The organism is Streptomyces sp. NPDC005820 (assembly GCF_040630255.1).
Taxonomy (GTDB): Bacteria; Actinomycetota; Actinomycetes; order Streptomycetales; family Streptomycetaceae; genus Streptomyces.
Map to the genome: position 1 here is coordinate 308,809 of NZ_JBEXXE010000005.1, position 26,178 is coordinate 334,986.

The 26,178-nt window shown below is 71.7% G+C and carries 27 protein-coding genes; 14 read left to right on the plus strand and 13 right to left on the minus strand.

The window, feature by feature from the left end; all coding sequences use genetic code 11:
- Nucleotides 1–23: 23 nt before the first annotated feature.
- From ABZ464_RS08815 to ABZ464_RS08830, 4 genes are all read left to right on the plus strand, one after another.
- Nucleotides 24–245: a hypothetical protein gene (locus tag ABZ464_RS08815; protein ID WP_359272909.1), complete on the plus strand. Its 222-nt coding sequence runs from the start codon at nt 24–26 to the stop codon at nt 243–245.
- Between the two features lie 190 nt (nt 246–435).
- The gene (locus ABZ464_RS08820) at nt 436–1,077 is read left to right on the plus strand and encodes a TetR/AcrR family transcriptional regulator (RefSeq protein ID WP_359272912.1); all 642 of its coding nucleotides are present in this window, start codon (nt 436–438) and stop codon (nt 1,075–1,077) included.
- 147 nt (nt 1,078–1,224) lie between these two features.
- Nucleotides 1,225–1,452, plus strand: coding sequence for a DUF3107 domain-containing protein (locus ABZ464_RS08825; RefSeq protein WP_030784015.1), 228 nt, complete (start codon nt 1,225–1,227; stop codon nt 1,450–1,452).
- Nucleotides 1,453–1,631: 179 nt separating this feature from the next.
- The gene (locus ABZ464_RS08830) at nt 1,632–1,901 is read left to right on the plus strand and encodes a hypothetical protein (RefSeq protein WP_359272915.1); all 270 of its coding nucleotides are present in this window, start codon (nt 1,632–1,634) and stop codon (nt 1,899–1,901) included.
- 21 nt (nt 1,902–1,922) lie between these two features.
- On the opposite strand, the gene ABZ464_RS08835 is transcribed toward ABZ464_RS08830, so the two are convergent.
- Nucleotides 1,923–2,693, minus strand: a complete 771-nt coding sequence (locus tag ABZ464_RS08835; RefSeq protein WP_359272917.1) for a ferritin-like fold-containing protein — start codon at nt 2,691–2,693, stop codon at nt 1,923–1,925.
- 604 nt (nt 2,694–3,297) lie between these two features.
- On the opposite strand from ABZ464_RS08835, the gene ABZ464_RS08840 reads away from it, so the two are divergent.
- Together ABZ464_RS08840 and ABZ464_RS08845 are read left to right on the plus strand one after the other, a co-directional pair.
- Nucleotides 3,298–6,384: a DEAD/DEAH box helicase gene (locus ABZ464_RS08840; protein ID WP_359272920.1), complete on the plus strand. Its 3,087-nt coding sequence runs from the start codon at nt 3,298–3,300 to the stop codon at nt 6,382–6,384.
- Between the two features lie 125 nt (nt 6,385–6,509).
- Nucleotides 6,510–7,400, plus strand: a complete 891-nt coding sequence (locus ABZ464_RS08845) for an alpha/beta fold hydrolase (RefSeq protein WP_359272923.1) — start codon at nt 6,510–6,512, stop codon at nt 7,398–7,400.
- Here the strand turns inward: ABZ464_RS08845 and ABZ464_RS08850 are convergent.
- Entirely contained in the window at nt 7,397–8,293 is an 897-nt protein-coding gene (locus tag ABZ464_RS08850) for an NYN domain-containing protein (RefSeq protein WP_359272926.1), read from the minus strand. The genes ABZ464_RS08845 and ABZ464_RS08850 overlap by 4 nt on opposite strands.
- A 193-nt stretch (nt 8,294–8,486) precedes the next feature.
- Between ABZ464_RS08850 and ABZ464_RS08855 the strand changes: the two genes are divergently transcribed.
- Entirely contained in the window at nt 8,487–8,639 is a 153-nt protein-coding gene (locus ABZ464_RS08855; RefSeq protein ID WP_359272929.1) for a hypothetical protein, read from the plus strand.
- A gap of 75 nt (nt 8,640–8,714) precedes the next feature.
- Here the strand turns inward: ABZ464_RS08855 and ABZ464_RS08860 are convergent, their stop codons facing one another.
- The 3 genes from ABZ464_RS08860 to ABZ464_RS08870 all read right to left on the minus strand — a co-directional run bounded on the left by ABZ464_RS08860 (nt 8,715) and on the right by ABZ464_RS08870 (nt 11,005).
- A complete protein-coding gene (locus ABZ464_RS08860; RefSeq protein ID WP_359272931.1) occupies nt 8,715–9,320 on the minus strand; it encodes a MarC family protein in 606 nt (201 codons plus the stop codon).
- Between the two features lie 53 nt (nt 9,321–9,373).
- Complete coding sequence (locus tag ABZ464_RS08865) at nt 9,374–10,231, minus strand: PHP domain-containing protein (protein ID WP_359272933.1); 858 nt, start codon at nt 10,229–10,231, stop codon at nt 9,374–9,376.
- 132 nt (nt 10,232–10,363) lie between these two features.
- Nucleotides 10,364–11,005, minus strand: a complete 642-nt coding sequence (locus ABZ464_RS08870; RefSeq protein ID WP_133912557.1) for a DUF6758 family protein — start codon at nt 11,003–11,005, stop codon at nt 10,364–10,366.
- 126 nt (nt 11,006–11,131) lie between these two features.
- On the opposite strand from ABZ464_RS08870, the gene ABZ464_RS08875 reads away from it, so the two are divergent.
- On the plus strand, nt 11,132–12,343 hold the full coding sequence (locus ABZ464_RS08875; RefSeq protein WP_359272937.1) for an MFS transporter: 1,212 nt from the start codon (nt 11,132–11,134) through the stop codon (nt 12,341–12,343).
- Between the two features lie 83 nt (nt 12,344–12,426).
- Here ABZ464_RS08875 and ABZ464_RS08880 read toward each other — a convergent pair whose 3' ends face one another.
- The gene (locus tag ABZ464_RS08880) at nt 12,427–13,011 is read right to left on the minus strand and encodes a suppressor of fused domain protein (RefSeq protein ID WP_359272940.1); all 585 of its coding nucleotides are present in this window, start codon (nt 13,009–13,011) and stop codon (nt 12,427–12,429) included.
- Nucleotides 13,012–13,468: 457 nt separating this feature from the next.
- On the opposite strand from ABZ464_RS08880, the gene ABZ464_RS08885 reads away from it, so the two are divergent.
- Both ABZ464_RS08885 and ABZ464_RS08890 read left to right on the plus strand, forming a co-directional pair.
- Complete coding sequence (locus ABZ464_RS08885; protein WP_358998524.1) at nt 13,469–14,614, plus strand: magnesium and cobalt transport protein CorA; 1,146 nt, start codon at nt 13,469–13,471, stop codon at nt 14,612–14,614.
- A gap of 23 nt (nt 14,615–14,637) precedes the next feature.
- Nucleotides 14,638–15,150, plus strand: coding sequence for a hypothetical protein (locus ABZ464_RS08890; protein ID WP_359272943.1), 513 nt, complete (start codon nt 14,638–14,640; stop codon nt 15,148–15,150).
- An 83-nt stretch (nt 15,151–15,233) separates the two neighbouring features.
- On the opposite strand, the gene ABZ464_RS08895 is transcribed toward ABZ464_RS08890, so the two are convergent.
- Nucleotides 15,234–15,983 (minus strand): hypothetical protein, encoded by a 750-nt coding sequence (locus tag ABZ464_RS08895; RefSeq protein ID WP_359272946.1) that lies wholly within the window; start codon nt 15,981–15,983, stop codon nt 15,234–15,236.
- Between the two features lie 220 nt (nt 15,984–16,203).
- Here ABZ464_RS08895 and ABZ464_RS08900 point away from each other — a divergent pair, with 220 nt between their 5' ends.
- Genes ABZ464_RS08900 through ABZ464_RS08910 form a run of 3 tightly spaced genes read left to right on the plus strand, consistent with a single transcriptional unit; the run spans nt 16,204 to nt 19,325 of the window.
- Nucleotides 16,204–17,535 carry a CBS domain-containing protein gene (locus ABZ464_RS08900; protein ID WP_359272949.1) on the plus strand — a complete coding sequence of 444 codons (1,332 nt, stop codon included), beginning with the start codon at nt 16,204–16,206 and terminating at the stop codon, nt 17,533–17,535.
- Nucleotides 17,525–18,148: a DUF1003 domain-containing protein gene (locus tag ABZ464_RS08905; RefSeq protein WP_359272952.1), complete on the plus strand. Its 624-nt coding sequence runs from the start codon at nt 17,525–17,527 to the stop codon at nt 18,146–18,148. Before ABZ464_RS08900 ends, ABZ464_RS08905 begins: the two co-directional genes overlap by 11 nt.
- Before the next feature lie 43 nt (nt 18,149–18,191).
- A complete protein-coding gene (locus ABZ464_RS08910; RefSeq protein WP_359272955.1) occupies nt 18,192–19,325 on the plus strand; it encodes an Mrp/NBP35 family ATP-binding protein in 1,134 nt (377 codons plus the stop codon).
- A gap of 85 nt (nt 19,326–19,410) precedes the next feature.
- Here the strand turns inward: ABZ464_RS08910 and ABZ464_RS08915 are convergent, their stop codons facing one another.
- The 5 genes from ABZ464_RS08915 to sigE form a co-directional block, all read right to left on the minus strand.
- A complete protein-coding gene (locus ABZ464_RS08915) occupies nt 19,411–20,070 on the minus strand; it encodes a hypothetical protein (RefSeq protein WP_359272958.1) in 660 nt (219 codons plus the stop codon).
- 157 nt (nt 20,071–20,227) lie between these two features.
- The gene (locus ABZ464_RS08920; protein ID WP_359272961.1) at nt 20,228–20,656 is read right to left on the minus strand and encodes a sec-independent translocase; all 429 of its coding nucleotides are present in this window, start codon (nt 20,654–20,656) and stop codon (nt 20,228–20,230) included.
- Between the two features lie 226 nt (nt 20,657–20,882).
- Nucleotides 20,883–22,616, minus strand: a complete 1,734-nt coding sequence (locus tag ABZ464_RS08925; protein ID WP_359273022.1) for a trypsin-like peptidase domain-containing protein — start codon at nt 22,614–22,616, stop codon at nt 20,883–20,885.
- A gap of 514 nt (nt 22,617–23,130) precedes the next feature.
- Nucleotides 23,131–24,081 (minus strand): zf-HC2 domain-containing protein, encoded by a 951-nt coding sequence (locus tag ABZ464_RS08930; protein ID WP_359272964.1) that lies wholly within the window; start codon nt 24,079–24,081, stop codon nt 23,131–23,133.
- Nucleotides 24,078–24,776, minus strand: coding sequence for an RNA polymerase sigma factor SigE (gene sigE, locus ABZ464_RS08935; protein ID WP_055635246.1), 699 nt, complete (start codon nt 24,774–24,776; stop codon nt 24,078–24,080). Before sigE ends, ABZ464_RS08930 begins: the two co-directional genes overlap by 4 nt.
- A 260-nt stretch (nt 24,777–25,036) precedes the next feature.
- On the opposite strand from sigE, the gene ABZ464_RS08940 reads away from it, so the two are divergent.
- Entirely contained in the window at nt 25,037–25,711 is a 675-nt protein-coding gene (locus ABZ464_RS08940; protein ID WP_359273024.1) for an O-methyltransferase, read from the plus strand.
- Nucleotides 25,712–25,807: 96 nt separating this feature from the next.
- Here ABZ464_RS08940 and ABZ464_RS08945 read toward each other — a convergent pair whose 3' ends face one another.
- Complete coding sequence (locus tag ABZ464_RS08945; protein ID WP_003966491.1) at nt 25,808–25,975, minus strand: DUF3117 domain-containing protein; 168 nt, start codon at nt 25,973–25,975, stop codon at nt 25,808–25,810.
- Between the last annotated feature and the right edge of the window lie 203 nt (nt 25,976–26,178).

Consider the following 26,178-nt stretch of genomic DNA (forward strand, 5'->3'; position numbering starts at 1 on the left):
CGTCCGTTGGAAGGGAGCCCACCATGGCGATTGACCCCACCGACCCCGAGACGTTCGCGGAAGAGGACGACGACTTCGGGGAGCTCGACGTCGAGGCACCGGAGAACGCGGCCGCCGAGAAGTACGCGGACGTCACCCCGGGGCGCGACGACCCCCTGGAGGGCGTGGACCCCACTCGGGCGAACGAGGCGGATCTCGTCGAACAGGCGCGCGTCGTCTCACTGGACGAGGACGACTACCGCTGACGTCACGGCTCCATCCAGGAAAGGAGCGGGGGTGAATCCTGCCCGGACTGCACCGCTTCAAAACCTTCTGTACCGCTTTTGTGATCGTCCGGTCCGTGAAATTCTGCGCTCGCACCGCGCGCCACACGGTTACCGAAAAGTACGATGGCGGCGCGGCGCTCACCGCATGAGGACGACTTTGGGAGGCGGCGTGACAGCCATCGAGCAGACAGAGGCGGCACGCCCGCGAGGCACGCGCCTGCCGCGCCGTGCCCGACGGAATCAGCTGCTGGGCGCCGCCCAGGAGGTCTTCGTGGCGCAGGGCTACCACGCCGCCGCCATGGACGACATCGCCGAGCGGGCCGGTGTCAGCAAGCCGGTGCTGTACCAGCACTTCCCGGGCAAGCTCGACCTCTACCTGGCGCTGCTGGACCAGCACTGCGAGTCGCTGATCCAGGCGGTGCGGGGCGCGCTCGCCTCGACGACCGACAACAAGCAGCGCGTCCGCGCCACGATGGACGCCTATTTCGCGTACGTCGAGGACGACGGCGGGGCCTTCCGCCTGGTCTTCGAGTCGGACCTGACGAACGAGCCCGCGGTGCGCGAGCGCGTCGACAAGGTCGCCACCGAGTGCGCCGAGGCGATCTGCGACGTCATCGCCGAGGACACGGGTCTCTCGCGCCCGGAGTCGATGCTGCTGGCCTCCGGTCTGGGCGGTCTGGCCCAGGTCGTCGCCCGCTCCTGGCTGCACAGCGACCGCAGCGTCCCGCGCGATCAGGCGGTGCAGCTGCTGGCCTCGCTGGCGTGGCGGGGCATCGCCGGGTTCCCGCTGCACGGCACCGATCAGCACTGAGCCACAGCGCGGCTCGCCCGTTTGTTCCCGCCCGCTGTTCGCTCCTGGCGTGGACGGCCACGCCGTGTACGTCCCCTCACCGGGCTAATGTGTGCAGCGTACGGCGCGGACGCCCGCGCACCCCATGACCGTCGGAGGGACATAGCCGTGGAGGTCAAGATCGGCGTGCAGCACGCGCCCCGCGAGATCGTTCTGGAGAGCGGTCAGACTCCCGAGGAAGTCGAGCGCGTGGTGGCCGAGGCACTGGCCGGCAAGTCGCAGCTGCTCAGCCTCGTGGACCAGCACGGCCGCAAGGTCCTGGTACCGGCCGACCGCCTGGCCTACGTCGAGCTGGGCGAGCCGGCCCCGCGCAAGGTGGGCTTCGGCGCGCTGTAAGGCACGAGCAAGGCGCACGCATCGCGAGAAGGGGCCCGGCGGTCCGTACGACCGCCGGGCCCCTTCGCATGTTCACCGGCCACTCACAAGTGGTCCCCGCAGGAGGATTGCAATCCGCAGGTCACGGGTAGGACGGGCTGTGACCTTGGTGCACGGCCCGCCGCTCGGGAGGGACCCTCATGATCTTGGAAGCGCTCGGCTCCGCTGTGCTCGGTCTCGCGCTCGCGTGGGCGGCGCTCCAGCGCCTGTCCCACCGCCTGCCGGTCCGCACCCTCGTCCTCGCGACGGGCATCGCCGGAGCCCTGTTCGGTGACTTCGTCACCCACAGCGCGCTGGGCCCCGGCACCCTGCTGCCGAGCCTGATCGGCGCGGCGGTCGTCTCCGTCGCCTCGGTCTCCCTGCTGCTGCGCCCGGCCGGCCGACTCCGCCGCCGCTCGGCCCCGGCGTAGCGTCCCTGGGCCCGACGGCTCTCAGGCCGCGAGCCCCAGCGCGGCCATCCGCTTGGTGTGGGCCTCGGTGATCCGGGAGAACATCCGGCCGACCTCGGCGAGGTCGAACCCGTCCGCGACACCGCCCACGAGCATCGTCGACAGCGCGTCCCGGTCGGCGACCACCCGCTGGGACTGCGACAGGGCCTCGCCCATCAGCCGTCGCGCCCACAGCGCGAGCCGTCCGCCCACGCGCGGGTCGGCGTCGATCGCCGCGCGGACCCGGTCCACGGCGAAGCCGGCGTGACCGGTGTCGTCGAGCACGGCGAGCACCAGGGCACGGGTGTCGGTGTCCAGGCGGACCGCGACCTCCCGGTAGAAGTCACTGGCGATCGAGTCGCCGACGTACGCCTTGACCAGGCCCTCCAGCCAGTCCGAGGGCGCCGTCTGCCGGTGGAAGCCGTCGAGCGCGGCGACGAACGGCTCCATGGCCGCGGTCGGCTCCTCGCCGATCTCCGTGAGCCGGTCGCGCAGCCGCTCGAAGTGGTGGAACTCGGCCGAGGCCATCTTCGCCAGCTCCGCCTTGTCCTCCAGCGTGGGCGCCAGCTTGGCGTCCTCCGCGAGCCGCTCGAACGCGGCCAACTCCCCGTACGCGAGGGCGCCGAGCAGGTCCACGACCGCGGCCCGGTACTGCGGATCGGCAGCGGCCCGCGCCCAGTCCTGGGCGGCGATCCCCGTGGCGGCTTCGGCGGAGTCGGTGGCGGACTCGTCAGGCTCTTCGGAGGCGTTCTCAGGCTTGTCAGAGGTGGTCATGCAGCGCACAATAGCCCGCTCTCCGGGCGGTGGAAGTACCTGGTCAATCAGTGTGACCACGACGACGCGAGCGACCACGTCCGACGGTGTGACAACCACAACGTGACCGAATCGGCCATCGCGTGTGCGCGATTCCGGGGTATGGTGGTAATGCGCCTGCCGAATATTCGACGGGCCGCACGTATGAGGATGCCCGGTCGGTGGCCCGATCGGCTCCGACCCGACAGCCCTCCCCGGCCGTACGGCACATCGCGTACGACGACCGGAGGGAACCCTCCAGCGGTACGAGCGCTGGACCTGTCCGGCGGATGAGGCCGGAGGCGATCCACGGTGACCCGTCATCACCCTGCGTCTCCGGCATGATCCGCCGGACAGGCCCTTGAGCGTCGGCAGAGGTCCCGTGCCATACGGCTTGCCGCATGCGGTCGGTCCGTAAGGCAGCCGACGTCCCCGGCACGGTCCGTCAAAGACCCCCGCGCTCGCCTCGCACCGCATTCACAGAAGAGGCAGCACCCTGACTACGTTCCGAGAGCTCGGAATCCTTCCCGAGACCGCCGAGGCCCTGGAGGCCGTCGGCATCACCACTCCCTTCCCCATCCAGGAGATGACGCTCCCCGTGGCCCTGTCGGGCACGGACGTCATCGGCCAGGCCAAGACCGGCACCGGCAAGACGCTCGGCTTCGGCCTCCCGCTCCTCGAGCGCGTGACCGTCCCCGCCGACGTCGAGGCCGGCCGCGCGAAGCCCGAGGACCTCACCGAGGCCCCGCAGGCGCTCGTCGTCGTCCCCACGCGCGAGCTGTGCACCCAGGTCACCAACGACCTCCTGACCGCCGGCAAGGTGCGCAACGTGCGTGTCCTCGCGATCTACGGCGGCCGGGCCTACGAGCCCCAGGTCGAGGCCCTCAAGAAGGGCGTCGACGTCGTCGTCGGCACCCCGGGCCGGCTCCTCGACCTCGCGGGCCAGAAGAAGCTCAACCTCCAGCACATCAAGTCCCTCGTCCTCGACGAGGCCGACGAGATGCTCGACCTGGGCTTCCTGCCCGACGTCGAGAAGATCATCAACCTGCTGCCGGCGCGCCGCCAGACCATGCTGTTCTCGGCGACCATGCCGGGCGCGGTCATCGGGCTCGCCCGCCGCTACATGTCGCAGCCCACGCACATCCGCGCCACCGCGCCGGACGACGAGGGCGTGACCGTCGCGAACATCTCGCAGCACGTGTACCGCGCGCACAACATGGACAAGCCGGAGATGGTCGCGCGCATTCTGCAGTCCGAGGGCCGTGGCCTCGCCATGATCTTCTGCCGCACCAAGCGCACCGCCGCCGACCTCGCCGACCAGCTCAAGCAGCGCGGCTTCGCCTCCGGCGCGGTCCACGGCGACCTCGGCCAGGGGGCCCGCGAGCAGGCGCTGCGCGCCTTCCGCAACGGCAAGGTGGACGTCCTCGTCTGCACCGACGTCGCCGCGCGCGGCATCGACGTCGAGGGCGTCACCCACGTCATCAACTACCAGACCCCCGAGGACGAGAAGACGTACCTGCACCGCGTCGGCCGTACGGGCCGCGCGGGCGCGAAGGGCATCGCCGTCACGCTCGTCGACTGGGACGACATCCCGCGCTGGCAGCTCATCAACAAGGCGCTGGAGCTTTCGTTCAACGATCCGCCGGAGACGTACTCCACCTCCCCGCACTTCTTCGAGGAGATGAACATCCCGGCCGGCACCAAGGGTGTCCTGCCGCGTTCCGAGCGCACGCGCGCGGGGCTGGACGCGGAGGAGCTGGAGGACCTGGGCGAGCCGGGCGGCCGCGGTGCACGCGGCGGCCGGGGAGGCCGGGGCGAGCGCGGCGGCCGGGGCGAGTCCCGATCCGCCGACCGGTCCGGCGACCGGTCCGCCGAGGGTGAGCGTCCGGCCCGTACGCCGCGCCGCCGCCGTCGTACGCGCGGCGGGGCCATGCTCGACGGAGCGCCGGAGGTCTCCACGACGGAGCAGACGCCGGTGGCCGAGGAGGCCGCCGCGTCCCGCACCCCGCGCCGCCGACGCCGTACGCGCGGCGGAGCGGGCGCCGAGGCGGCTCCGGTGACCGCGGTCACGTCCGCCGCCCCGGAGGCCGCGGAGACGGCCCTGACGACCGCGGAGGGCCCGTCCCTGGACGCCTCCGGGGCCCCGCAGGCCACCGAGACCCCGGCCAAGCCGCGCCGCCGCCGCACCCGCCGGTCCGCGGAGACCGCTGCGGCTGTGGAGACCACCGCCGCTGTGGAGACGGCCCCGGCTGCGGAGCTGACGCCGGCTCAGACTCCGTCCGCCGAAACGGCCGTGGCGACGGCCGAGGGCACGGAGGCTGCCACCGAGGCCCCCGCCGCGCCGCGCCGCCGCACCCGCAAGGTCGCTGCTGCGGCCCCCGCTGTCGAGGCCGCCGAGGCCGTCGTGGAGACGGTCGAGTCGGTCCCGGCCGCGGAGGTCGCCGAGGCCAAGCCGCGCCGCACCCGCAAGACAGCGGCAGCCGCGCCGGCCGAGACCGCCGTGGACACCGCCGAGGCGGTGGAGGCCAAGCCGCGCCGCACCCGTAAGACGGCCGCCGCGGCGGAGGCCACGGTCGACACGGCCGAGGCCGTCGAGGCCAAGCCCCGACGCACCCGTAAGACGGCGACCACCGCTCCGGCGGAGGCCGCCGTGGACACCGCCGAGGGCACGGCGGCCAAGCCGCGGCGCACGCGGAAGACCGCCGCCGCCCCGGCAGAGGCTGAGGCGCAGGTCACGGTCGAGGCCACCGAAGCGGTCACCAAGCCGCGCCGTACGCGCACGACGGCCGCCGCTCCGGCGGAGGCGGAAGCGCAGGTGGACGCCGAGGTCACGGTCGAGGCGACGGAGACCGTCACCAAGCCCCGCCGGACCCGCAAGACGGCCGCCGCCGCTCCGGCGGAGGCCGTGGCCGACACCGCCGAGGCCGTCGAGGCCAAGCCCCGACGCCGGACCACCCGCAAGGCAGCCGAGGCCCCGGAGACGGTCATCACGGCCGAGATCCCGGCCCAGGCCACGCCGGTGGAGGCGGAGGCCAAACCGCGCCGCACCCGCAAGACCGCCGCCGCGACCGCCGAGGCGGCCGTCGACACGGCGGAGGGCACGGAGGCCAAGCCGCGCCGCACCCGGAAGACCGCGGTCGCCAAGACCACGGTCGCCGCTCCGGCCGAGGCCGCCGTGGACACCGCCGAGGGCACGGCGGCCAAGCCGCGCCGCACGCGGAAGATCGCCGCCGCCCCGGCGGAGGCGGAGGCGCAGGTGGACGCCGAGGTCACGGTCGAGGTGACGGAAGCGGTCACCAAGCCGCGCCGGACCCGCAAGACCGCGGCCACCGCTCCGGCGGTAGCCGCCGACGCCGCCGAAGCCGCCGTGGCGACCGAGGTCAAGCCCCGTCGCACGCGGAAGACCGCTGCCGCCGCTCCGGCGGAGGCGCAGGTCACGGTCGAGGCGACGGAAGCGGTCGCCAAGCCGCGCCGGACCCGCAAGGCCGCCGCCACGGTGACGGCCGAGATCCCGGCCCAGGCCACGGCGGCGGAGGCGGAGGCCAAGCCGCGCCGCACCCGCAAGGCCGCGGTCGCCGCTCCGGCCGAGGCCGCCGTGGACACCGCCGAGGCCAAGCCGAGGGTGCGCCGCACCCGTAAGGCGACGGCCGCCGCGGAACCCACGGACAGCTGACCGACCCCGGCTGCACGGACCGACGGCCCGGCCCCTCCCCCACGGAGGAGCCGGGCCGTCGGCGTTCCCGCCCGAGCCGCCCGGCCGCCCGTCTCCTCGTCCCTCCGTGCGGGTAGCCTCAGCACGTGACCAGGCCGACCACCTCCTCGACCCCGTTCCCCCCGCCTCCCGGTGCCCGTGCGTACGCGCTGCGGACCGCGCGCGGTGACTTCGCCGTCGTCGACTCGCCGGTGGCCGCCGGGGTCGAGGAGCGGGGCGTGGCGCTGCTGCTGCCCGGCTTCACCGGCAGCAAGGAGGACTTCCACCATCTGCACGGGCCCTTGGCGGCGCGCGGCTACCGGATGGTCGCGGTGGACGGACGCGGACAGAACGAGTCCGAGGGCCCGACAGACGACGAATCCCCGTACGCACGCGAGGAGTTGGCCCGGGACGTCCTCGCGCAGGCGGCCGCGCTAGGCACACCCCTGCATCTCGTCGGGCACTCCCTGGGGGGCCAGATCGCCCGGGCGGCGGTCCTGCTGGACCACTCCCCCTTCCGGTCCTTCACCCTGATGTCGTCCGGCCCGGCCGAGATCTCGCAGTCGCAGAAGCTGCGGGTGAAGCTGCTGCACGACGCGCTCGCCGTGATGACGATGCCGGAGGTGTGGGAGGCGATCGTGGCGATGGGCCCGCCGGAGGAGGTCGGCGGTCCGGCGCGCGGCTTCGGGGATCCGGAACAGCTGCGGCTGCGCTGGCTGAACCACAAGCCCGCCCAGCTTCTCGCCACGGGCCGTCAGCTGTGCGCGGAGCCGGACCGTGTCGCCGAACTCGCCGCCGTGCCGCTGCCGTTCCACGTCCTGTCGGGCGCGCGGGACGACACCTGGCCGCTGCCGCTGCTGGACGAGATGGCGGTACGGCTGCGGGCCGACCGGACCGTCGTCCCGGATGCCGAGCACTCACCGAACCTGGACCGGCCACTGGCCACGGCCGCGGGTCTCGCCGACTTCTGGGACCGGCACCCCCGACGACCGGGCTAGTACTGCGTCTGTACGTGCTCCCAGAACCCGTCCCGCAGCGCGCGCCGCAGGTCGGCCTGGCCGCGCAGGGAGTACTGCAGGATGCCCTCGGCCTCCACGAGGAGGTCCTGGTCGACGGAGCCGGGGAGGTAGGGGTGGCCGGGCAGCAGCTCGACCAGGGCCTCCCGGCCCCGCGCCGCGAGCCATTTCGCCGCGATCTGGGCGCCGACGAAGCGGACGTCCTCGCGGGTGGGCCGGCTCGCGCCGCTCGCCTCGTAGGCGGGGGCGGTGCGCCGGGCGACGTACGGCTTGAAGAAGTCGAGGTCGAGGGTGCGCTGGCTGTCGACCTCCCAGAGCAGCGGCTCGGCCTGGTTGCGGCCCTCGGGCGCCTCGATGCCCCACAGGTGGACCCGGGCGCCGTAGCCCTGGGCGGCCTCCACCGCCGAGACCAGGTCCTCGTCGCCGCCGAGCAGGGCCGCGTCGCTGATGGCGCGGTGCCGGGCGAGGGACTCGAGGTCGGTGCGGATGAGTGAGTCGACGCCCTTCTGCTGGTTGTTGGCGTTGAGGTTGCCCAACCGGACCTTGACGTCGGGGAGTTCGGCGATGGACTGCTGCTCGGCGGTGTGGATGCGGCGCCGGGCGCCGTCGTACCAGTAGACGCGCAGCAGTCTGCTGTCCGCGAAGATCGTGCGGGCGCGGTCGATGAGCGCCTCGATCAGCCCCTCGGCGTCGAGATCGAAGGCTCTGCGGTCCTCCGTCCCGGCGATCAGCCGGCCCGCGGCGGCGTAGAGATACCCCGCGTCGACGAAGATCGCATGGGTCGAGGGCGTCTTGGCCACCTCGGCGAGCATGCGGGTCAGCAGCTCGTTCGTGCGGTCGATACGGGCGGCGAGGGCCGGGAGGTCGTCGTTCATCGCCTCCATTGTCCCGGCGGTCACGCTGTGAACACAACCGATCCCGTTCAGTCTCCACACACTCTCTTACCGGCGGGTAATTAGCCGTTCGAAAAATTTCTTTAGCGTAGGGAATGTTTGTAACACGCAGCCCGTTGACTCCTCATGTAGCTAGCAATCCTCCAGGAGGATGACCAGACGAAGGGAGAAGCCCATGCGCTTCGAAATCATGCGACTCGACGACGTCGACGGCACGCCCGTGGACAGCACCGTTGTGGACGCCGCCTCCGTCAACCGGATCGTGCAGGACGCCGCCGCCATCGGGCAGCGACTCTGGATCCGACCGGCCGAATCCGCGGCCTCATAACCCGCGGGCCCTTACACACTTCAGAGCCCCGTACGGCGCCGATCGCCGTACGGGGCTCTGTGCGTGTACGCCGGGTCAGCTCGCCCGGACGACCTGGGTGATCCCGTTGATGATCTGCTGCACGGCGATCGCGGAGAGCATCATGCCCGCGAGCCGGGTCACCAGGACCACACCGCCGTCCTTGATGACCCGGATGATCAGCAGCGAGTAGCGCATCACCAGCCACAGCACGACATGAACGGCGAGGATCGCCGCCCACACCGACACCTGCATGGCGGCGCTGTCGGCCTTCTGCACGGCCAGGATGACCGACACGATCGCGCCCGGCCCGGCCAGCAGCGGCATGCCGAGCGGCACGAGCGCGACATTGACGTCCTTGGTCTGCTTCGGCTCGTCGGTCTTGCCGGTGAGCAGGTCGAGCGCGATCAGCAGGAGCAGCAGCCCGCCCGCGATCATCAGCGCGGGCACGGAGACGTGCAGATAGTTCAGGATCTGGTGTCCCACGAGCCCGAAGACGGTGATGACACCGCCCGCCACGCAGACGGCCTGGAAGGCCATCCGCTTCTGCACCTTGCCGGGGCGTCCGGCGGTCAGGGCGAGGAAGATCGGGGTGATCCCGGGGGGATCCATGATGACGAAGAGGGTCAGGAAGAGAGAGCCGAAGAGGGCAACGTCGAACATCAGTACAGAGGCCTTGCGGGAAAGAAGAGCGGACGGGAGGACCGGGGTACGCCTCAGGCCCCGCCGGTCCCCGGCACGGGGAACGCCCCGGTGGCGCGCCGGGTGATCTCCCCGTACACCTCGGGGTCGGTGGTGTACTCGCCGAGCACACAGGTCTTGCGGCTGCCGTGGTAGTCGGAGGAGCCGGTGACGAGGAGCCCGAGGTCCTTCGCCAGCCCGCGCAGCCGGGCGCGGGTGTCCTCGTCGTGGTCCATGTGGTCGACCTCGATGCCGTCGAGGCCGGCGGCGGCCAGGTCGGCGATCGCGGACTCGGGGACCGTACGGCCACGCTTGCCGGCGCCCGGGTGGGCGAAGACGGTGACCCCGCCCGCGCCCTTGACCAGCCGGATCGCCTCGAAGGGGTCCGTCTCGTGCTTCTCGACGTAGGCCCGGCCGCCGTCGGCCAGCCAGTCCTGGGTGAAGGCGTCGCTCACACTCGGTACGACCCCGAGCTCGACCAGCGCGGTCGCGACATGCGGCCGCCCCACGGAGCCGTCACCGGCGATCCGCGCGACCTGCTCCCAGGTGACGGGCACGCCCAGCTCCCGGAGCTTGGCGATCATGCCCCGCGCCCTCGGCACCCGGTCGTCGCGCACCAGCTCGCGCTCGGCGAGCAGGGCGGGCTCCTCCGGGTCGAAGAGGTAGGCCAGCATGTGCATGGAGACCCCGTCGATCCGGCACGACAGCTCGGCGCCGGTGACCAGGGTGAGCCCCTCGGGCAGCGCACCGATCGCCTCCGCGTACCCGCGGGTGGTGTCGTGATCGGTCAGCGCGACGACGTCCAGCCCACGGGCGGAGGCGTTCCGCACCAGCTCAGCGGGCGTGTCCGTACCGTCGGACGCCGTGGAGTGGCAGTGCAGATCGATACGCACGAACGAACTCCAAGCGGGACGGCATACGGAAGGGACGCCTCAGCATAGCCCAGATTCGAACACCGAATGTCACACCCAAAAGTGAGGTTCACCCCCTACAAGCGCGCCAGACAACGCCCCCCTCACACACCCCTACGGCTTGAGCAAGCGCGGCGACAACGCCCCGCACGGCACCAACTCCACCTCCGCCCCCGCGTCCCGCAGATCCGTCAGCACCAGCTCGTCGTACATCAACAACCCGGCCTGCTCGGGCCACACCACCGCCCACAGCCACAGCCCCCGGGCCTCCCCCGCGAACACCGCCCGGTCGTCCGGCACCCCGGAGACATGCCACAACGGCGTGGGCCGGCCCACCGCCAGCACCTTCGCCTGCGCGGGTTTCTCGACGCTCATGTAGGGCCCCGGATCGGGTCCGTCGATCCCGGCGTACCGCGCGCCGAGCCCGACCCCGAGTTCCTCCGCGACGAGGATCAGCTCGGCCACGCCGCCCAGCGGCCCGGGCCCGGAGCAGGCGACCGCGGTCGCGCGGCCGCCGCTGCGGTCGTCACCGGCGTACGTCACCCCCGTGAACAACCACCCCACCGGCAGCGGCCACGGCATCCACACCGGCACCTGCGTACGGTGCACCACGACGCTGAGGGCCTCGACGCTGGGCGGGATCACGGGCTGCAGCGGATGCACCGTCCCGTGCACATCGCACTGCCAGGAGTCGGAGAAGAGTCCGGGAGCCCTGACCCGGCCACCACACTTCGGGCAACTGGGTTCGCCCCTCATAGGGCCCCACGGTCCTACCCGAGCAGGCCCACGTCAAGGACGATCACCCGTCCGGACGGAACGGGTTCACCGGAAACAGATAGATGCAGCTTGCATTAATTAGCCGCCCTAACTTATCATGTGTATATGCCAACTACTTCCGGTCTTCTGCGTCAGCCCAGGGCGGTGTGGGCGACGGCCGGCGCCTCCGTCGTCGCCTTCATGGGCATCGGACTGGTCGACCCGATCCTGCCGTCCATCGCCCAGGGTCTCGACGCCACACCCAGCCAGGTCTCCCTGCTCTTCACGTCGTACTTCCTGATCACCGCGTTCGCGATGCTGGTGACCGGCTTCGTCTCCAGCCGGATCGGCGGCCGGCGGACCCTGCTGCTCGGCCTCGCGTTCGTCGTGGTCTTCGCGGGCCTCGCCGGCACCTCGGACTCGGTCGCCGAACTCGTCGGCTTCCGCGCGGGCTGGGGCCTCGGCAACGCCCTCTTCGTGTCGACGGCCCTCGCGGTCATCGTCGGCGCGGCGGCGGGCGGCAGCGCCGCCGCGATCCTGCTGTACGAGTCCGCCCTCGGCCTCGGCATGGCCTGCGGCCCCCTGCTCGGCGCGGTGCTCGGCGACGCCAGCTGGCGCTACCCCTTCTTCGGCACCGCGTTCCTGATGGCGGTCGGCTTCCTGTGCATCACCGCGTTCCTGAAGGAGCAGCCGAAGCCGGCCCGCAGGACCTCGCTGCTCGACCCGGTGAAGGCGCTCGGCCACGGCGGTCTCGCCTCCGTGGCGGCCTCGGCGTTCTTCTACAACTACACGTTCTTCACCGTGCTGGCCTTCACCCCGTTCGTGCTGGACATGACCCCCTACAAGTCGGGGGCGGTGTTCTTCGCCTGGGGGGTGCTGCTCGCGGTGTTCTCGGTGGTCGTGGCGCCCCGGCTGCAGGAGCGGTTCGGCTCGCTGAAGGTGCTCGGCGGCTCACTGGTGCTGCTCGCGGCCGATGTGCTGGTCCTCGGCTACGGCTCCCACGCCACGGCGATCGTCTGCACGGTCCTGTCCGGCGCGTTCATCGGCGTGAACAACACCGTCTACACCGAGTTGGCGCTCGGCGTGTCCGACGCCCCGCGCCCGGTGGCGAGCGCGGGCTACAACTTCGTGCGGTGGTTCGCCGCGGCGGCCGCGCCCTACTTCGCGCCGAAGATCGAGGAGTGGACCGACGCCCACGTCCCGTTCGTGGTCGCGGCGGCCACCGCGGTCCTCGGCGCGGTCGTGGTCCTTCTGCGGCAGAAGGCGCTCACCCACGGGGTGCGGGAGTCGGCTCCCCGGCATGCGACCGAGGACTCCGTCGCGGTGTTCGCGAACTGACGGTCCGTGCGGACGGCCGCCGCCTGCCCACTGTGCCAACCGAGGCTCTTCGGCCACCGGTTGGTGACCTTCCTCACGGAGCGTCAGTCGAGCGGGACGGACCTGCGGGCGGGATCCCGGAGGTCCGTCCCGTTCGTCAGCCAGCGCTCCTGGAGGGCCTGGGCGCCGTGCACCCGCTTCCAGGCGGCCTCGTTCGGGGTCATGGGGAGCAGCGGGAGGAAGCGGACCGGGTCGAGCGGCTCGTCCAGTTCCAGATCCTCGACCAGGCCGCCCGGTTCGGCGACCAGGACCGAGGTGAACGGGGCGCCCGGCCACAGTGGTTCCCCCACGTCCAGCGAGGCGCCGGGCGCCACGACCACCCCCTCGACCTGCGGAGACGCGGCGAGCACGGCCAGCGGGCGGAGCACCTTGTCGGTCTCGGCGAGCCCGCCCCGTACGGAGAGGACCAGTTCGACGCGGGGGCCCTTGACGGGGTCGGCGAGCACCGCGGTGGGGTCCGTCATCGGCTGCGCGGACATGCCGAGCGTGGCGTAGCGGACGATGTCGCCCTCGTGGAAACGGAGCACCTCGATACGGTCCGTACCGAGGAAGGTGACCGCCGCGCGGGCGTCCGGCTCGCCCAGCGCCGTACGCAACCGGGCCTCGACGAGAGGAAGAACATCAGCCATGTCGCGAGCATAGAACTCGTCAGTACCGGGCAAAGCAGCGCCTTGACACTTCAGTCGGCTGATACTCTGAGTCGGTGGTTCGAGGCAGCACGCAGAAGCGTCGCGATCTTGCCTCGGACGCCGATGGGACTCCCTTACGAGGGACCGGCTGGAGGAGGTGGGGCTGTCATGGATCGAAGTCACCCGTGCAGTACCACTCGCTCTTCCGGCCGCTGATGCAGCTCCCCTTAGGTTCCGGCTGACCGCCGCCTTTCCTGTTCGCGTCTTCACGCGGAAGAGCACTTCGTTTCGTTTTGCCTGATCCGTCTGATCTGAATCAGCAGCGAACTCGCCACCGCGACGGTGCGGTGCTCCCCGCTTTGTGGACGTGCCAAACATCCGAAGCAGGACGTCCCCATTCCGGGTAGTTCCACCCGTCACCACGGCCTTTCGTTGCCCGACGCGAAGGAGCCCTGCCATGTCGATGATCCGCGACCTGCGTGCCGTGGTCCGTCCCGCCCGCCCCTCCCTGCTCAAGGGCGGCGTCCGCAAGGGCGGTGTCCGGGTGGACACCGGCGCGTACGACACCACCCGCGACCCCGCGATGCCGTCGGCCGTCGTCGACTGCGCCGTCTACCGCGACGGCTCCCGCGTCGAGTTCGGGCACGCCCTGACCCCGCAGGAGGCCATGCGCCAGGTCCGGCGCGACGGCGGCTTCGTGTGGATCGGGCTGCACGAGCCGACCGAGGCCGAATTCTCCGGTATCGCGGGCGAGTTCGGGCTGCACCCGCTGGCCGTCGAGGACGCGGTGCAGGCCCATCAGCGCCCCAAGCTGGAGCGCTACGACGACTCCCTCTTCACCGTCTTCAAGACGATCCACTACGTCGAGCACGACCGGCTGACCGCCAACAGCGAGGTCGTGGAGACCGGTGAGGTCATGTGCTTCACCGGCAAGGACTTCTTCATCACCGTCCGGCACGGCGGCCAGGGCTCGCTGCGCGCCCTGCGCCACCGTCTCCAGGACGACCCCGAGCTGCTCGCCAAGGGCCCCTCGGCGGTGCTGCACGCCATCGCCGACCACGTCGTCGACGGTTACGTCGCGGTCGCCGACGCCGTGCAGGACGACATCGACGAGGTCGAGACCGAGGTGTTCTCGCCGGGCCGCAAGGGCACCCCGCGCGGCACCGACGCCGGCCGGATCTACCAGCTCAAGCGTGAGGTGCTGGAGTTCAAGCGCGCCGTCTCCCCGCTGCTGCGGCCGATGCAGCTGCTCAGCGAGCGGCCGATGCGACTGGTCGACCCCGACATCCAGAAGTACTTCCGGGACGTCGCCGACCACCTCGCCCGCGTCCAGGAGCAGGTCGTCGGCTTCGACGAGCTCCTCAACTCGATCCTCCAGGCCAACCTCGCGCAGGCCTCCGTCGCCCAGAACGAGGACATGCGCAAGATCACGTCCTGGGCGGCCATCATCGCCGTGCCGACCATGGTCTGCGGGGTGTACGGCATGAACTTCGACTACATGCCGGAGCTGCACTGGAAGTTCGGCTACCCCGTCGTCATGACGGTCATGGTCGGGATGTGTGTCGGCATCCACCGCACCCTGAAGCGCAACGGCTGGCTGTGAGCGCGGCTGGATACCCTGAGGCCATGACTAGCGAGCTGCTCGACCAGGCCCTCGTCGAGGAGGCCACCAAGAAGTCCGGCCTCATCTGGGTCAGGGGCGCGGGCGAACCGGCCGCGCGGGTGCTGTGGCACGTCTGGCACGAGGGCGCGGCCTGCGTGGTCGGCGACGGGCCCGGCGAGCAGCCGCTGCCGGGGCTCGTCGAGGGCGGCACCGCCGAGGTGACCGTGCGCAGCAAGGACAAGGGGGGCCGACTGGTCTCCTGGACGGCCGCGGTCGTCCAGCTCGCGCCCGGGTCGCAGGAGTGGGAGGCGGCTGTCGGCGAGCTGAAGGGGAAGCGGCTGAACGCGTCCGACGGTGAGGCGATGCCGGAGCGCTGGGCGCGGGAGTGCCGGGTGCTTCGCCTGGAGCCGACGGGGGCGATCCTGCCGTTGCCCGACGGGGATCTGGCCGCACGGCCCGTGCCGTCCCCCGCGACCACGCGGGAGGCGGCTCCTGCGGGGTTGCATCGGTTGTTGATGCGGCGGCGGAAGGGCTAGTTCTTCGGCTGCGGGGCGGTGGGGGCCGGTCGCGCCCACGCGGCGGAGCCGCACGTGGAACACAGCCCCGCGCCCCCGGACGTCTACGACGTCGGGAGCTGCTTCCCGTAATCCACCGTTTCGCCCTTCTGCGGCTCCTCCAGGGGGAAGTCCTTGCCCCAGGAGGAGAAGGTCAGGGTGCCTGCGCCGCCTGCCCGGACCAGGCGCAGGGGGTACGGCTCGCCCTCCAGGGAGACGTCCAGGGTGCCGCCGTCGCCGCCGTCCCCGGTGATGCGGATGGTGCGGGTGCCGGACTGCTCGTGGTGGCCGTCCGTCCTCACCGCGCCGTGCAGGGTCAGCAGACCGTCGAGAAGGAGGTCCTTGTCCGTGAAGACGCTGAACTTCTTGTACGAGGGGTCCCCCGACGGCACCTTCACATACTTGCCGTCGAGCTTGTCCGCGGCGGCCGTGTCCTTGGCGTCGTCGTCGGACGTGCCGTCCTCATGGGCCCAGAACGCCGCGTCGGCCTTCAGGAACAGCTGCTCGCCGACCCGCAGCAGATGGAACGTGGCGCCCTCGGAAGTGACCGAGCCGGAGCCGCCGTCCTCCTTCAGCCGCATGTCGAGCCTGTACGTACGGCCGCTGGTGACCACGGTCCCCGCCAACCGCACCGCGTCCACCGCCCCGGCGGCCGTCTTCGTCTTCGTCTGGATCTGCGCGGCGGGCAGCTTGCCGACCCCGTTCGTGCCCGCGTCCGGATCCTCGCTGCACCCCGCTCCCAGCCCCACGACCAGTGCGCACATCGCGCTCAGCAGCGCGGCCCGGCGGGTACGGCCTCGGGGAATCGCAGTCACAGAGAAGGCCGCCTTTCTGCGGGGGTGTGCTGAGCGGCGTACGGCAGCGTACCGGGGTCCCGGACCGCCGTCTGAACGGGTCCGTCCGGACCGCTCACCAGGGCGTATCCGATCGGGACGGGCTAGCCTGAAGCCCGCAGGAGCGGGCAATTGGGAAGGCGCTTCGGAAAAGGAAGCCAGCAGCACCGCAGCACGCAAAAGGAAGCAGGGAACCACAGCCATGGCAGCCGGTGCCCCCCGGATCTTCGTCTCGCACCTCGCCGGTGTCCCGGTCTTCGACCCGAGCGGCGACCAGGTGGGCCGGGTGCGCGACCTGGTCGTCATGCTGCGCGTCGGCCACAAGCCACCGCGGCTGCTCGGCCTGGTCGTCGAACTGTCCACCCGGCGCCGTATCTTCCTGCCCATGACCCGGGTGACGGGCGTCGAGTCCGGCCAGGTCATCGCCACCGGCGTGGTCAACGTCCGCCGCTTCGAGCAGCGGCCCACCGAGCGGCTGGTCTTCGGCGAACTGCTCGACCTGCGCGTCACGCTCGTCGAGACCGGCGAGGAGGTCACCGTCCTCGATGTGTCCGTGCAGCAGCTGCCCGCCCGCCGGGACTGGGAGATCACCCGTGTCTTCGTCCGCAAGGGCAGGAAGGGCGGCGCCTTCCGGCGGGCCAAGGGCGAGACGCTGACGGTCGGGTGGTCGGCGGTGACCGGGTTCTCCCTGGAGGAGCAGGGGCAGGGCGCCGAGAGCCTGCTCGCCACCTTCGAGCAGCTGCGCCCCGCCGACCTCGCCAACGTCCTGCACCATCTCTCCGCCAAGCGGCGCGCCGAGGTCGCCGCCGCCCTCGACGACGACCGCCTCGCCGACGTCCTGGAGGAGCTGCCGGAGGACGACCAGATCGAGATCCTCGGCAAGCTGAAGGAGGAGCGCGCGGCGGACGTCCTGGAGGCCATGGACCCCGACGACGCGGCCGACCTGCTCGCCGAGCTGCCCGAGGCCGACAAGGAGCGGCTGCTGAGCCTGATGCAGCCCGACGACGCGGCCGACATGCGGCGGCTGATGTCGTACGAGGAGCACACGGCCGGCGGTCTGATGACCACCGAGCCGATCGTCCTGCGCCCCGACGCCACCGTCGCCGACGCCCTCGCGCGCGTCCGCAACCCCGACCTGTCCCCCGCGCTCGCCGCCCAGGTCTATGTCTGCCGCCCGCCGGACGAGACCCCGACCGGCAAGTACCTGGGCACGGTCCACTTCCAGCGGCTGCTGCGCGAACCGCCGTACACGCTGGTCAGCGCGGTCCTCGACGACGACCTCCAGGCGCTCGACCCGGAGGCCCAGCTGCCGGTCGTCGCCGGGTTCTTCGCGACGTACGACATGGTCGCGGCGCCGGTGGTGGACGAGGCGGGGGCGCTGCTCGGCGCGGTCACCGTGGACGACGTACTGGACCACATGCTGCCGGAGGACTGGCGGGAGACCGAGTTCCATCTGAACGACGAGACGGACGCCGGGACGGGCGCCGGGACGGGCGCCGGGACGGGCGAGGGGGTGGTCCCGCATGGCTCCTGAGCGTGACGGCGCACGTGAGGGCTCGCGCGAGCGCACGCCCTCCGGCGCGACCGCGACCACCCGCCCGCGCGCCCGGCTCGACCAGCCGCGTCCGCCCCGGCGCCGGCTGGTGCCCGAGTGGGACCCGGAGGCCTTCGGCCGGCTCTCCGAGCGCATCGCGCGCTTCCTGGGCACCGGACGGTTCATCGTCTGGATGACGGTCGTCATCATCGTGTGGGTGCTGTGGAACATCTTCGCCCCGCACGACCTGCGCTTCGACAACTACCCGTTCATCTTCCTCACCCTGATGCTGTCCCTTCAGGCCTCCTACGCGGCCCCGCTGATCCTGCTCGCGCAGAACCGGCAGGACGACCGCGACCGCGTCAACCTCGAACAGGACCGCAAGCAGAACGAGCGGTCGATCGCGGACACCGAGTACCTCACCCGCGAGGTCGCGGCGCTGCGGATGGGCCTCGGCGAGGTCGCCACCCGCGACTGGATCCGCAACGAGCTGCAGGACATGCTCAAGGAGCTGGACGGCCGGCGTGACGGCCACGACGGTCACGACGGTCACGAGGGCAGGGTCGTATTCCCGGCGGATCGGTCGCCGGGACGTGACGCAGACGACCGCTGAGGGGCTGGCCGCGGTCCCCCGGGGGCGCCGTACCATCGTCCTTATGGCTAGCGAAGACGCGGTGCGCGAGGCACTGGCGACGGTGAACGACCCGGAGATCAACCGACCCATCACCGAGCTGGGGATGGTCAAGTCGGTGGAGATCGGCGCGGACGGAGCGGTCGCGGTCACCGTGTACCTGACGGTCTCGGGCTGCCCGATGCGCGAGACGATCACCCAGCGGGTTACCGAGGCGGTCTCCGGGGTCGAGGGCGTCACCCGCGTCGACGTCACGCTCGACGTCATGAGCGACGAGCAGCGCAAGGAGCTGGCGACGGCCCTGCGCGGCGGCCAGACCGAGCGCGAGGTCCCCTTCGCCAAGCCCGGCAACCTCACCCGGGTCTACGCGGTGGCGTCCGGCAAGGGCGGCGTCGGCAAGTCCTCGGTGACGGTGAACCTGGCGGCGGCGATGGCGGCCGACGGCCTCAAGGTGGGCGTGGTCGACGCCGACATCTACGGCCACAGCGTGCCCCGCATGCTCGGCGCGGACGGCCGTCCCACCCAGGTCGAGAACATGATCATGCCGCCGTCGGCGAACGGCGTGAAGGTCATCTCCATCGGCATGTTCACGCCCGGCAACGCCCCGGTCGTCTGGCGCGGCCCGATGCTCCACCGCGCGCTCCAGCAGTTCCTCGCGGACGTCTACTGGGGCGACCTGGACGTCCTCCTCCTCGACCTCCCGCCCGGCACCGGCGACATCGCGATCTCGGTGGCCCAGCTCGTCCCGAACGCGGAGATCCTGGTCGTCACGACCCCGCAGCAGGCGGCGGCCGAGGTGGCCGAGCGCGCGGGCGCCATCGCCGTCCAGACCCACCAGAAGATCGTCGGCGTGGTCGAGAACATGTCCGGCCTGCCCTGCCCGCACTGCGGCGAGATGGTCGACGTCTTCGGCACCGGCGGCGGTCAGCTGGTCGCGGACGGCCTGACCCGCACGACGGGAGCCACGGTCCCCGTCCTCGGCTCCATCCCGATCGACATCCGCCTCCGCGAGGGCGGCGACGAGGGCAAGCCGGTGGTCCTGACGGACCCGGCCTCTCCGGCGGGTTCGGCGCTGCGGGCGATCGCGGGGAAGCTGGGAGGACGGCAGCGGGGCCTTTCGGGCCTGTCGCTGGGGATCACACCCAAGAACAAGTTCTAGGTACGACCGACCTCAGGGTCAGCCGACCTCAGGGGCGCGGGGAACTGCGCGACCAGCCACATACGGCCCGCAGTTCCCCACCGGCCTAGACGTACTCGGCGATGTCCTTGACCACGGAGAACCCGAGCCCGTACGCGCTCATACCCCTGCCGTACGCCCCGAGGTGCACCCCCTGCTCGGTGGACCCGGCCAGCACCCACCCGAACTCCGACTCACGGTAGTGAAACGGCGTGGGCACCCCGTCCACCGGCAGGGAGAGGCTGGACCACTCCGGCCCGCCGAGATCGTCGGCCAGCGCCCACGCCGTCTCCGTCTGCTGGTCCAGCCAGTCGTCCCGCAGACTGTGGTCCATCTGCCCCGGCCAGGTGAAGGACAGCAGCCCCACCCCCGCCAGCCAGGCCGCCGAGGACACCGAGGTGGCCTCGAGCAGCCCCGTCCCGTCGGCGCTCCTCCGGGACGGATTCGCGGCGACGGTCACGACGACCGCGAACCTCCCCCGGTCCTCCCCGGCCGTCTCGTGCCGTACGGAGGGTTCGTCACCGTGTCCGATGGAACCGTGTTCGACGGCCCCGTCGGCCGCCGTCCCCACCTGCATCAGCCAGCGCGGCCCCGTGAAGGCCTCGTCGAGGCCGTACCAGGGGAAGGGCGCCTCCAGGTAGCCGTCGACGGTGCGCCGAGCGGAGGGGACCTGCTGTCCACCCTCCGCGGCCGGCGCCTGTTCGACTGCCCGACTCGTCGTCTCCATGTGCCCGGACGCCTCCTCGCTCTCGACGGAACGGTCCGGCCCGCCCCCCTTCGGGCGTACTCGTCCGTTCCGCACAACAACCAGGCAGCATAGCCACCCGGCCACGAACAGCGGGGAAGGCGGCCGTCAGGCGGCGAAGATCACGTGGCGTCGAAGATCACGTGGCGTCGAAGTCGAAGGGCGGACGGTCGTCCTTGCCCGGGTCCTCGGGCTTCTTCGTCATGTCGATGCGCCCGCCGGAAGAGTCCGAGGAGGAGTCCGTGTCGCGGCTGTGGACGGCCTCGGTGACCTCGGCCATCTCCTTCTTGATGTCGAAGCCGTTGCGGATCTCCTTCAGCCCCAGCTCGTCGTTGTCGAGCTGCTTGCGGATGAAGGTCTTCGGGTTGAGGTCCTCGAACTCGAAGTCCTTGAACTCCGGTCCCAGTTCGGCGCGGATGTCGTGCTTGGCGCTCTCGGAGAACTCACGGATCTTCCGGACGGTACGCATCACGTCCTGGATGACCTTCGGGAGCTTGTCCGGACCGAAGACGAGCACGGCCAGGACGACGATCGTCACCAGCTCGAGCGGTCCTATGTCATTGAACACCTGAAGCTCCTTGGGATGTCCGCGGTCCTCGGCCCTCGGCGGTCTGGTCAGGTCTTCCGTGGTCCGGGCCGGGTCCACGGTACCTGTCACACCTGTCCGACCGGTACCGTCCCGCGCTGCCCGGCTGGGTGCACCCGGCCGGTTTTCCGCGTTGTTTGCCTTGTCGGAGGGGGTTTCGGGGTCCGGTCTGTGAGGTTTCTGTCAATCGCTGTGCACAGCCTGCTGCTCAGTCGCCCTCAGCGGATCCCAAGACGAGGGAGAGCGTACGTTCCCTGCCGTCGCGTTCGACGGTCAGCTCCAGTCGGTCGCCGGGGCGGTGGGCGCGGGTCTTGACGATCAGTTCGGTGCCGGAGTGGACCCGGGTGCCGTCGACCTCCGTGATCACGTCCCCGGCCTTGATGCCCGCCAGAGCCCCCGGGCCGCCCGGGGTGACCGGCGCGCCGGCGTCGCCGCCCTTGGTACTCACCCGGGCGCCGTCGCCGGCGTAGTCCAGATCGAGGGTGACACCGATGACCGGGTGGGTCGCGTGACCGGTGTTGATCAGCTCCTCGGCGACGCGCTTGCCCTGGTTGACGGGGATGGCGAAGCCGAGGCCGATCGAGCCGGCCTCGCCGCTGCCGGAGTCGGAGCCGTCGGCGGCGGAGCGGATGGCGGAGTTGATGCCGATGACCCGGCCCTTGGTGTCGAGCAGGGGTCCGCCGGAGTTGCCGGGGTTGATGGGGGCGTCGGTCTGCAGCGCGTCGACGTACGACACGTCGCTCGCGTGGCCGCTGTCGCCGCCGGCCGTGATGGGCCGTTCCTTGGCGCTGATGATGCCGGAGGTGACCGTGCCCTCCAGGTCGAAGGGGGCGCCGATGGCGACGACCGGGTCGCCGACCTGGACGCCGTCGGAGTTGCCGAGCGGGAGCGGGCGGAGCCCGCTGACCCCCTTGACCTTGACCACGGCGAGGTCGTAGCCGCTGTCGCGGCCGACGACGTCCGCCTTCGCGGTCTGGCCGCCGTTGAAGACGACGGTTATCTCGCCGTCGTCGCCGGCGGGCTCGACGACGTGGTTGTTGGTGAGGATGTGGCCGCTGGCGTCGAGCACGAAGCCGGTGCCCGTGCCGGACTCCTCGCTGCCGCTGACATGCAGGGTGACGACGCTGGGCAGGGCGCGGGCCGCGATGCCCGCGACGCTGTCCGCGGCCCGCCCGGTGGGCTCCGCGGACGCCTGCGGCAACTTCACCCCGCCGAACCCGCCCCGGCGCTCCAGCTGAGCCCCCACGACCCCACCGAGCACCCCGGAGACCAACGCCAGCGCCAACGCACCCCCGGCAATCCGCTTCCGCACCTGCCGCCGCCGCGCATCCTCACTGAGCACGGCGGCACCGGTCTGATGCAGGGGGCCGGCGGGCACGGGGGCCCAGGGGTCGTAGCGGCGCCAAGGGTCGTCGGAGGAGGTGGAGGGTGGTGTGGAGGGTGTAGGGGGTGTGGGCCCTCCGGGGGCTTCCGAGACTCCGGGGGCCGCAGGGACTTGCGGGACTCCGTGGACTTCCGGGACTCCGGGAGCGGCTGGGAGGGGTGCGGAGACTCCGGGGGCCGAGTAAGGCTGCGGGTCGGGCGGGTCGGCCGGGGAAGCCGGTAGCGGGGGTGCGGAGACTCCGGGAGCCGAGTGAGGCTGCGGGTCGGCGGTGGCGGCCGCGGAAGCCGGGAGCGGCGGTGCGGAGACTCCGGGAGCCGAGTAAGGCTGCGGGTCGGGCGTGGCGACTCCGGAAGCCGGGAGCGGGGGTGCGGAGACTCCGGGAGCCGAGTAAGGCTGCGGGTCGGGCGTGCCGACTCCGGAAGCCGGGAGCGGAGCCGGTGCCGGGAGCGGAGCCGGTGCCGGGGGCGGAGTCGGTGCCGGGGGCGGAGTCGGTGCCGGGGGCGTGGACGGGCTCGGGGTCGGGGTTGGAGCGGAGTCGGGGGCTGTGGCTCCCGGTATCGCGGCCGTCGGCGCGGCAGGCTCTGGTGCGGGCTGGGTGGCGGCGGTCGGCACGGGCGGTTCCGTCACCGATGGTGTGGCAGCCGGGGCCGCAGCGGGCGGCGGCGTCCGAGCGAGCCTCGCCGCCGGGTGCTGGACCGGCGGGGCGGGGGCCCAGGGGCCCGGGTGGCCGTATGGCGGGGTGCTGTAGGGGTCGGGGTCGTGCAGAGGCCTGGGAGGCTCGTCAGTGGCAGGAGCGGGAGTCACAGGGACCGCCTCGGCGGACGGCGGCACGGCGGCCTCCGCCACGGACGGCTCCTCGGCTGCCACGTCACCGGCGCCCCCGGCCTCGACCGTGTCCCCCGTGCTCACGGGCAGGTCCAACTCGTAGTCGCCCGCGCCCGCCTCCTCGGCCTTGCCGCCGGAGGCCCCCGTCCCCTCGTCCATGCTCTCCCCACAGTCGGACCCGGTCACGGCCGGGTGAACCCCGTCTCCGATTCAACCAGGTTCGCCGCGGACCGGCGCAGGGACCGGGTCAGCGGGGGTGCTGCGGGGACGGGGAGGCGACGGGGGCGGAGGTGGTGTCGGGGACGGGCGCGGCGAGCAGGCCGGGGCCGGTGATCTCAGGGGCGGTGGCCCAGGAGGTCACGGCGATCGGCGGGGTCGTACCGAGCGGACGTATCAGCGGGGACATGGCCGCCGCTCCGGCCATCACCGGGGTGGTGAGCCGGTGCAGGGCCGTCTGCTCCGTGTGACCGGAGGCCGGGGAGGGCACACCGGGCAGCAGCGGGGCGGAGACCCCGGTCGGCGCCGCGGGGGTGCCGAGGAGCTGACCGCCCTGGGCGAGCAGCGGTCCGGTGGACCGGCGTCGCTGGTTCTCGGGCGCGGCGGAGCCCGAACCCGGGGTGCGGGCCGGTGTCACATTGCTTCCGCCGGTTCCGCCGCGCGCGTCCGCGGCGGTGTCGGCCGGAGCACCGGTGTTCATCCCGCCGAGGGCGATCGCGGCCAGCGACACCGCGCCGGCGGCGACGAAGGCGAACCGCAGACCGCGGGAACGCTCGCTGTCCCGGCCGACGGGGTGGATACGGAAGCCGCGGTCGGCGGGCGTCAGGGCGGAGCCGTGGTCACCCGTGGGCAGATAGCCGAAGGAGAACGGCTCGTCCCCGCTCACTCCGAAGACGCCGTCACCGAAGCCTCCCCTGCCCAGCGGCGTACCGCCGCCGTCCGGGTCACCTCCCGCGGGGAGCCCCTGGAGACGGGCCAGGAAGCTCTCGGAGGGGGCGGGCGGGGCCACTTCCGCGAAGACGTTCTTCAGTCGGCGCTGGGCGTCGACCTCGGCCTTGCACTTCGGGCAGGTGGCCACGTGCGCCAGGACGCGCTCACGGGTGTCATGACCGAGTTCGCCGTCCACGAGGGCGGAGAGCCGGTCTCCCAGATGCTGTTCTGCGAGGAGCCCCTCTGCGGGGGTGCGTCGTGTTCCAGTCACGCGGTCGCGCCCCCTCCTCCCAGAGCGGGCACCCGGGACACGAAGGAGCGGCGCTCGGCGCGCGCCTTCGGGGAGCGGTGCGCGAGGGCCTTGCGCAGCTGCGAGCGGCCGCGGTGGATCCGCGAGCGGACCGTGCCCAGCTTGACGCCGAGGGTCGCGGCGATCTCCTCGTACGACAGTCCTTCGATGTCGCACAGGACGACCGCGGCGCGGAACTCGGGCGCGAGGGTGTCGAGGGCCTGCTGGACGTCCGCGTCGAAGTGGGCGTCGTTGAAGACCTGCTGCGGCGTGGGCTCCTTGCTGGCCAGCCGCTCGGCCGCGTCCTCGCCGAGCGCGTCGAAGCGGATGCGCTGCTTGCGGCGGACCATGTCCAGGAACAGGTTGGTGGTGATGCGGTGCAGCCAGCCCTCGAAGGTGCCGGGCGTGTAGGTCGACAGGGAGCGGAAGACGCGGACGAAGACCTCCTGGGTGAGGTCCTCGGCGTCGTGCTGGTTGCCGGTCAGACGGTAGGCGAGCCGGTAGACCCGGCCGCTGTGCATGCTGACGATCTCCTCCCAGGTGGGCGGAGTCCACGCCTGCCCGTCCGCGTCGGTGGAGAAGGTCGCGGTCTGGGCGTAGTCGCCGGCGTGACGGTGGTCAGCGGTGTCGTTCACGGATTTCGGCCTGCCCGCCGATCCGAGGAAGCGCCGCAGCACTCCTCCCCGATCCACAGGCGCAGCCGCACCTCCCCTGTCGGCTCTGGTGGTGTCCAGTGGAGCCCCTACCATAGCCACCTCGCCCGTTAGCTCCGGATAAGCGGTTTTACGAGAATTTGATCTGTGCTGATACGGCTCATACGGCTGCGTCAGCACTTGCTCGACGTCTCGTCCCTCGTCGTGATCCAACTGTGTCCCCCGCTCATCGTTCCCACCCCTTCAAACGCCCGGTCCCATCTGCGGGTTCCCGGCACCAACGGATACAGTCACGCCGAGGCAACCAGCGGGGACAGGAGAGGGTCATTACCGGCAACCGGCAGGCAAGCTGGGCGTTCGCCGACGCCTACGCCGCCGAGGACGACGCGCTGCGCTGGGCCCGCGACCGGGCCCGCGAGGCAGGGCTGCGCTCGGTGTCGCCCAGCACCGGCGCCGCGCTGCGGCTGCTCGCCGCCACCGTGGACGCGAAGGCGGTCGCGGAGATCGGTACCGGCACCGGCGTCTCCGGCATCCACCTGCTGCACGGCATGCGCCCCGACGGGGTGCTGACCACCGTGGACCCCGAGCCGGAGCACCAGCAGTTCGCCCGGCAGGCCTTCCGCGCGTGTGGCTTCGCCAGCAACCGGGCCCGGTTCATCCCCGGCCGCGCGCTCGACGTCCTGCCCCGGCTCGCGGACTCCGGCTACGACCTCGTCTTCTGCGACGGCGACCGGCTGGAGTTCCTCGACTATCTCGCTGAATCGTTGCGCCTGCTGCGCCCGGGCGGGCTCGTGGTCTTCGAGGGCGTCTTCGCCAACGGCCGCACGGTCGACTCGGGCCCGCAGCCCACGGAGGTCATAAGGATCCGCGAGCTGCTGCGGGCGGTACGCGAGAGCCAGGAACTGGTGCCGTCCCTGCTTCCCGTGGGGGACGGCCTGCTGTGCGCGGTCAAGCGCTGACCACTGGGCCGTACGGGCGAGGTACCCCCGGCAAAACAGCCGCCCCGGCACCCAAGAGGATGCCGGGGCGGCTGAAAGGGTATGGTCGCTTGCGCGTCAGCCGACGACCTTCTTGAGGGCGTCGCCGAGCGCGTCGGCCTCGTCGGGCGTCAGCTCGACGACGAGCCGACCGCCGCCTTCGAGCGGAACGCGCATGACGATGCCCCGCCCCTCCTTGGTCACCTCGAGCGGGCCATCGCCCGTCCGCGGCTTCATGGCCGCCATGCTCGTTCCCCTTCCTGAAACCAGCTCACGTCAAAAGCCGACGGCCCTGGCAGGGCACGCGCGATCCAGCGTGGGACACGCGACACCGGCATCGAACACATTGCTTCCAGGCCATTATCCCGCATCTCAGGACCCGATGACCAACATCAGTAGGCATCGCTTGGGCAACGCGCGCGAGCAAAACCACCCAATTCGGCGATGTG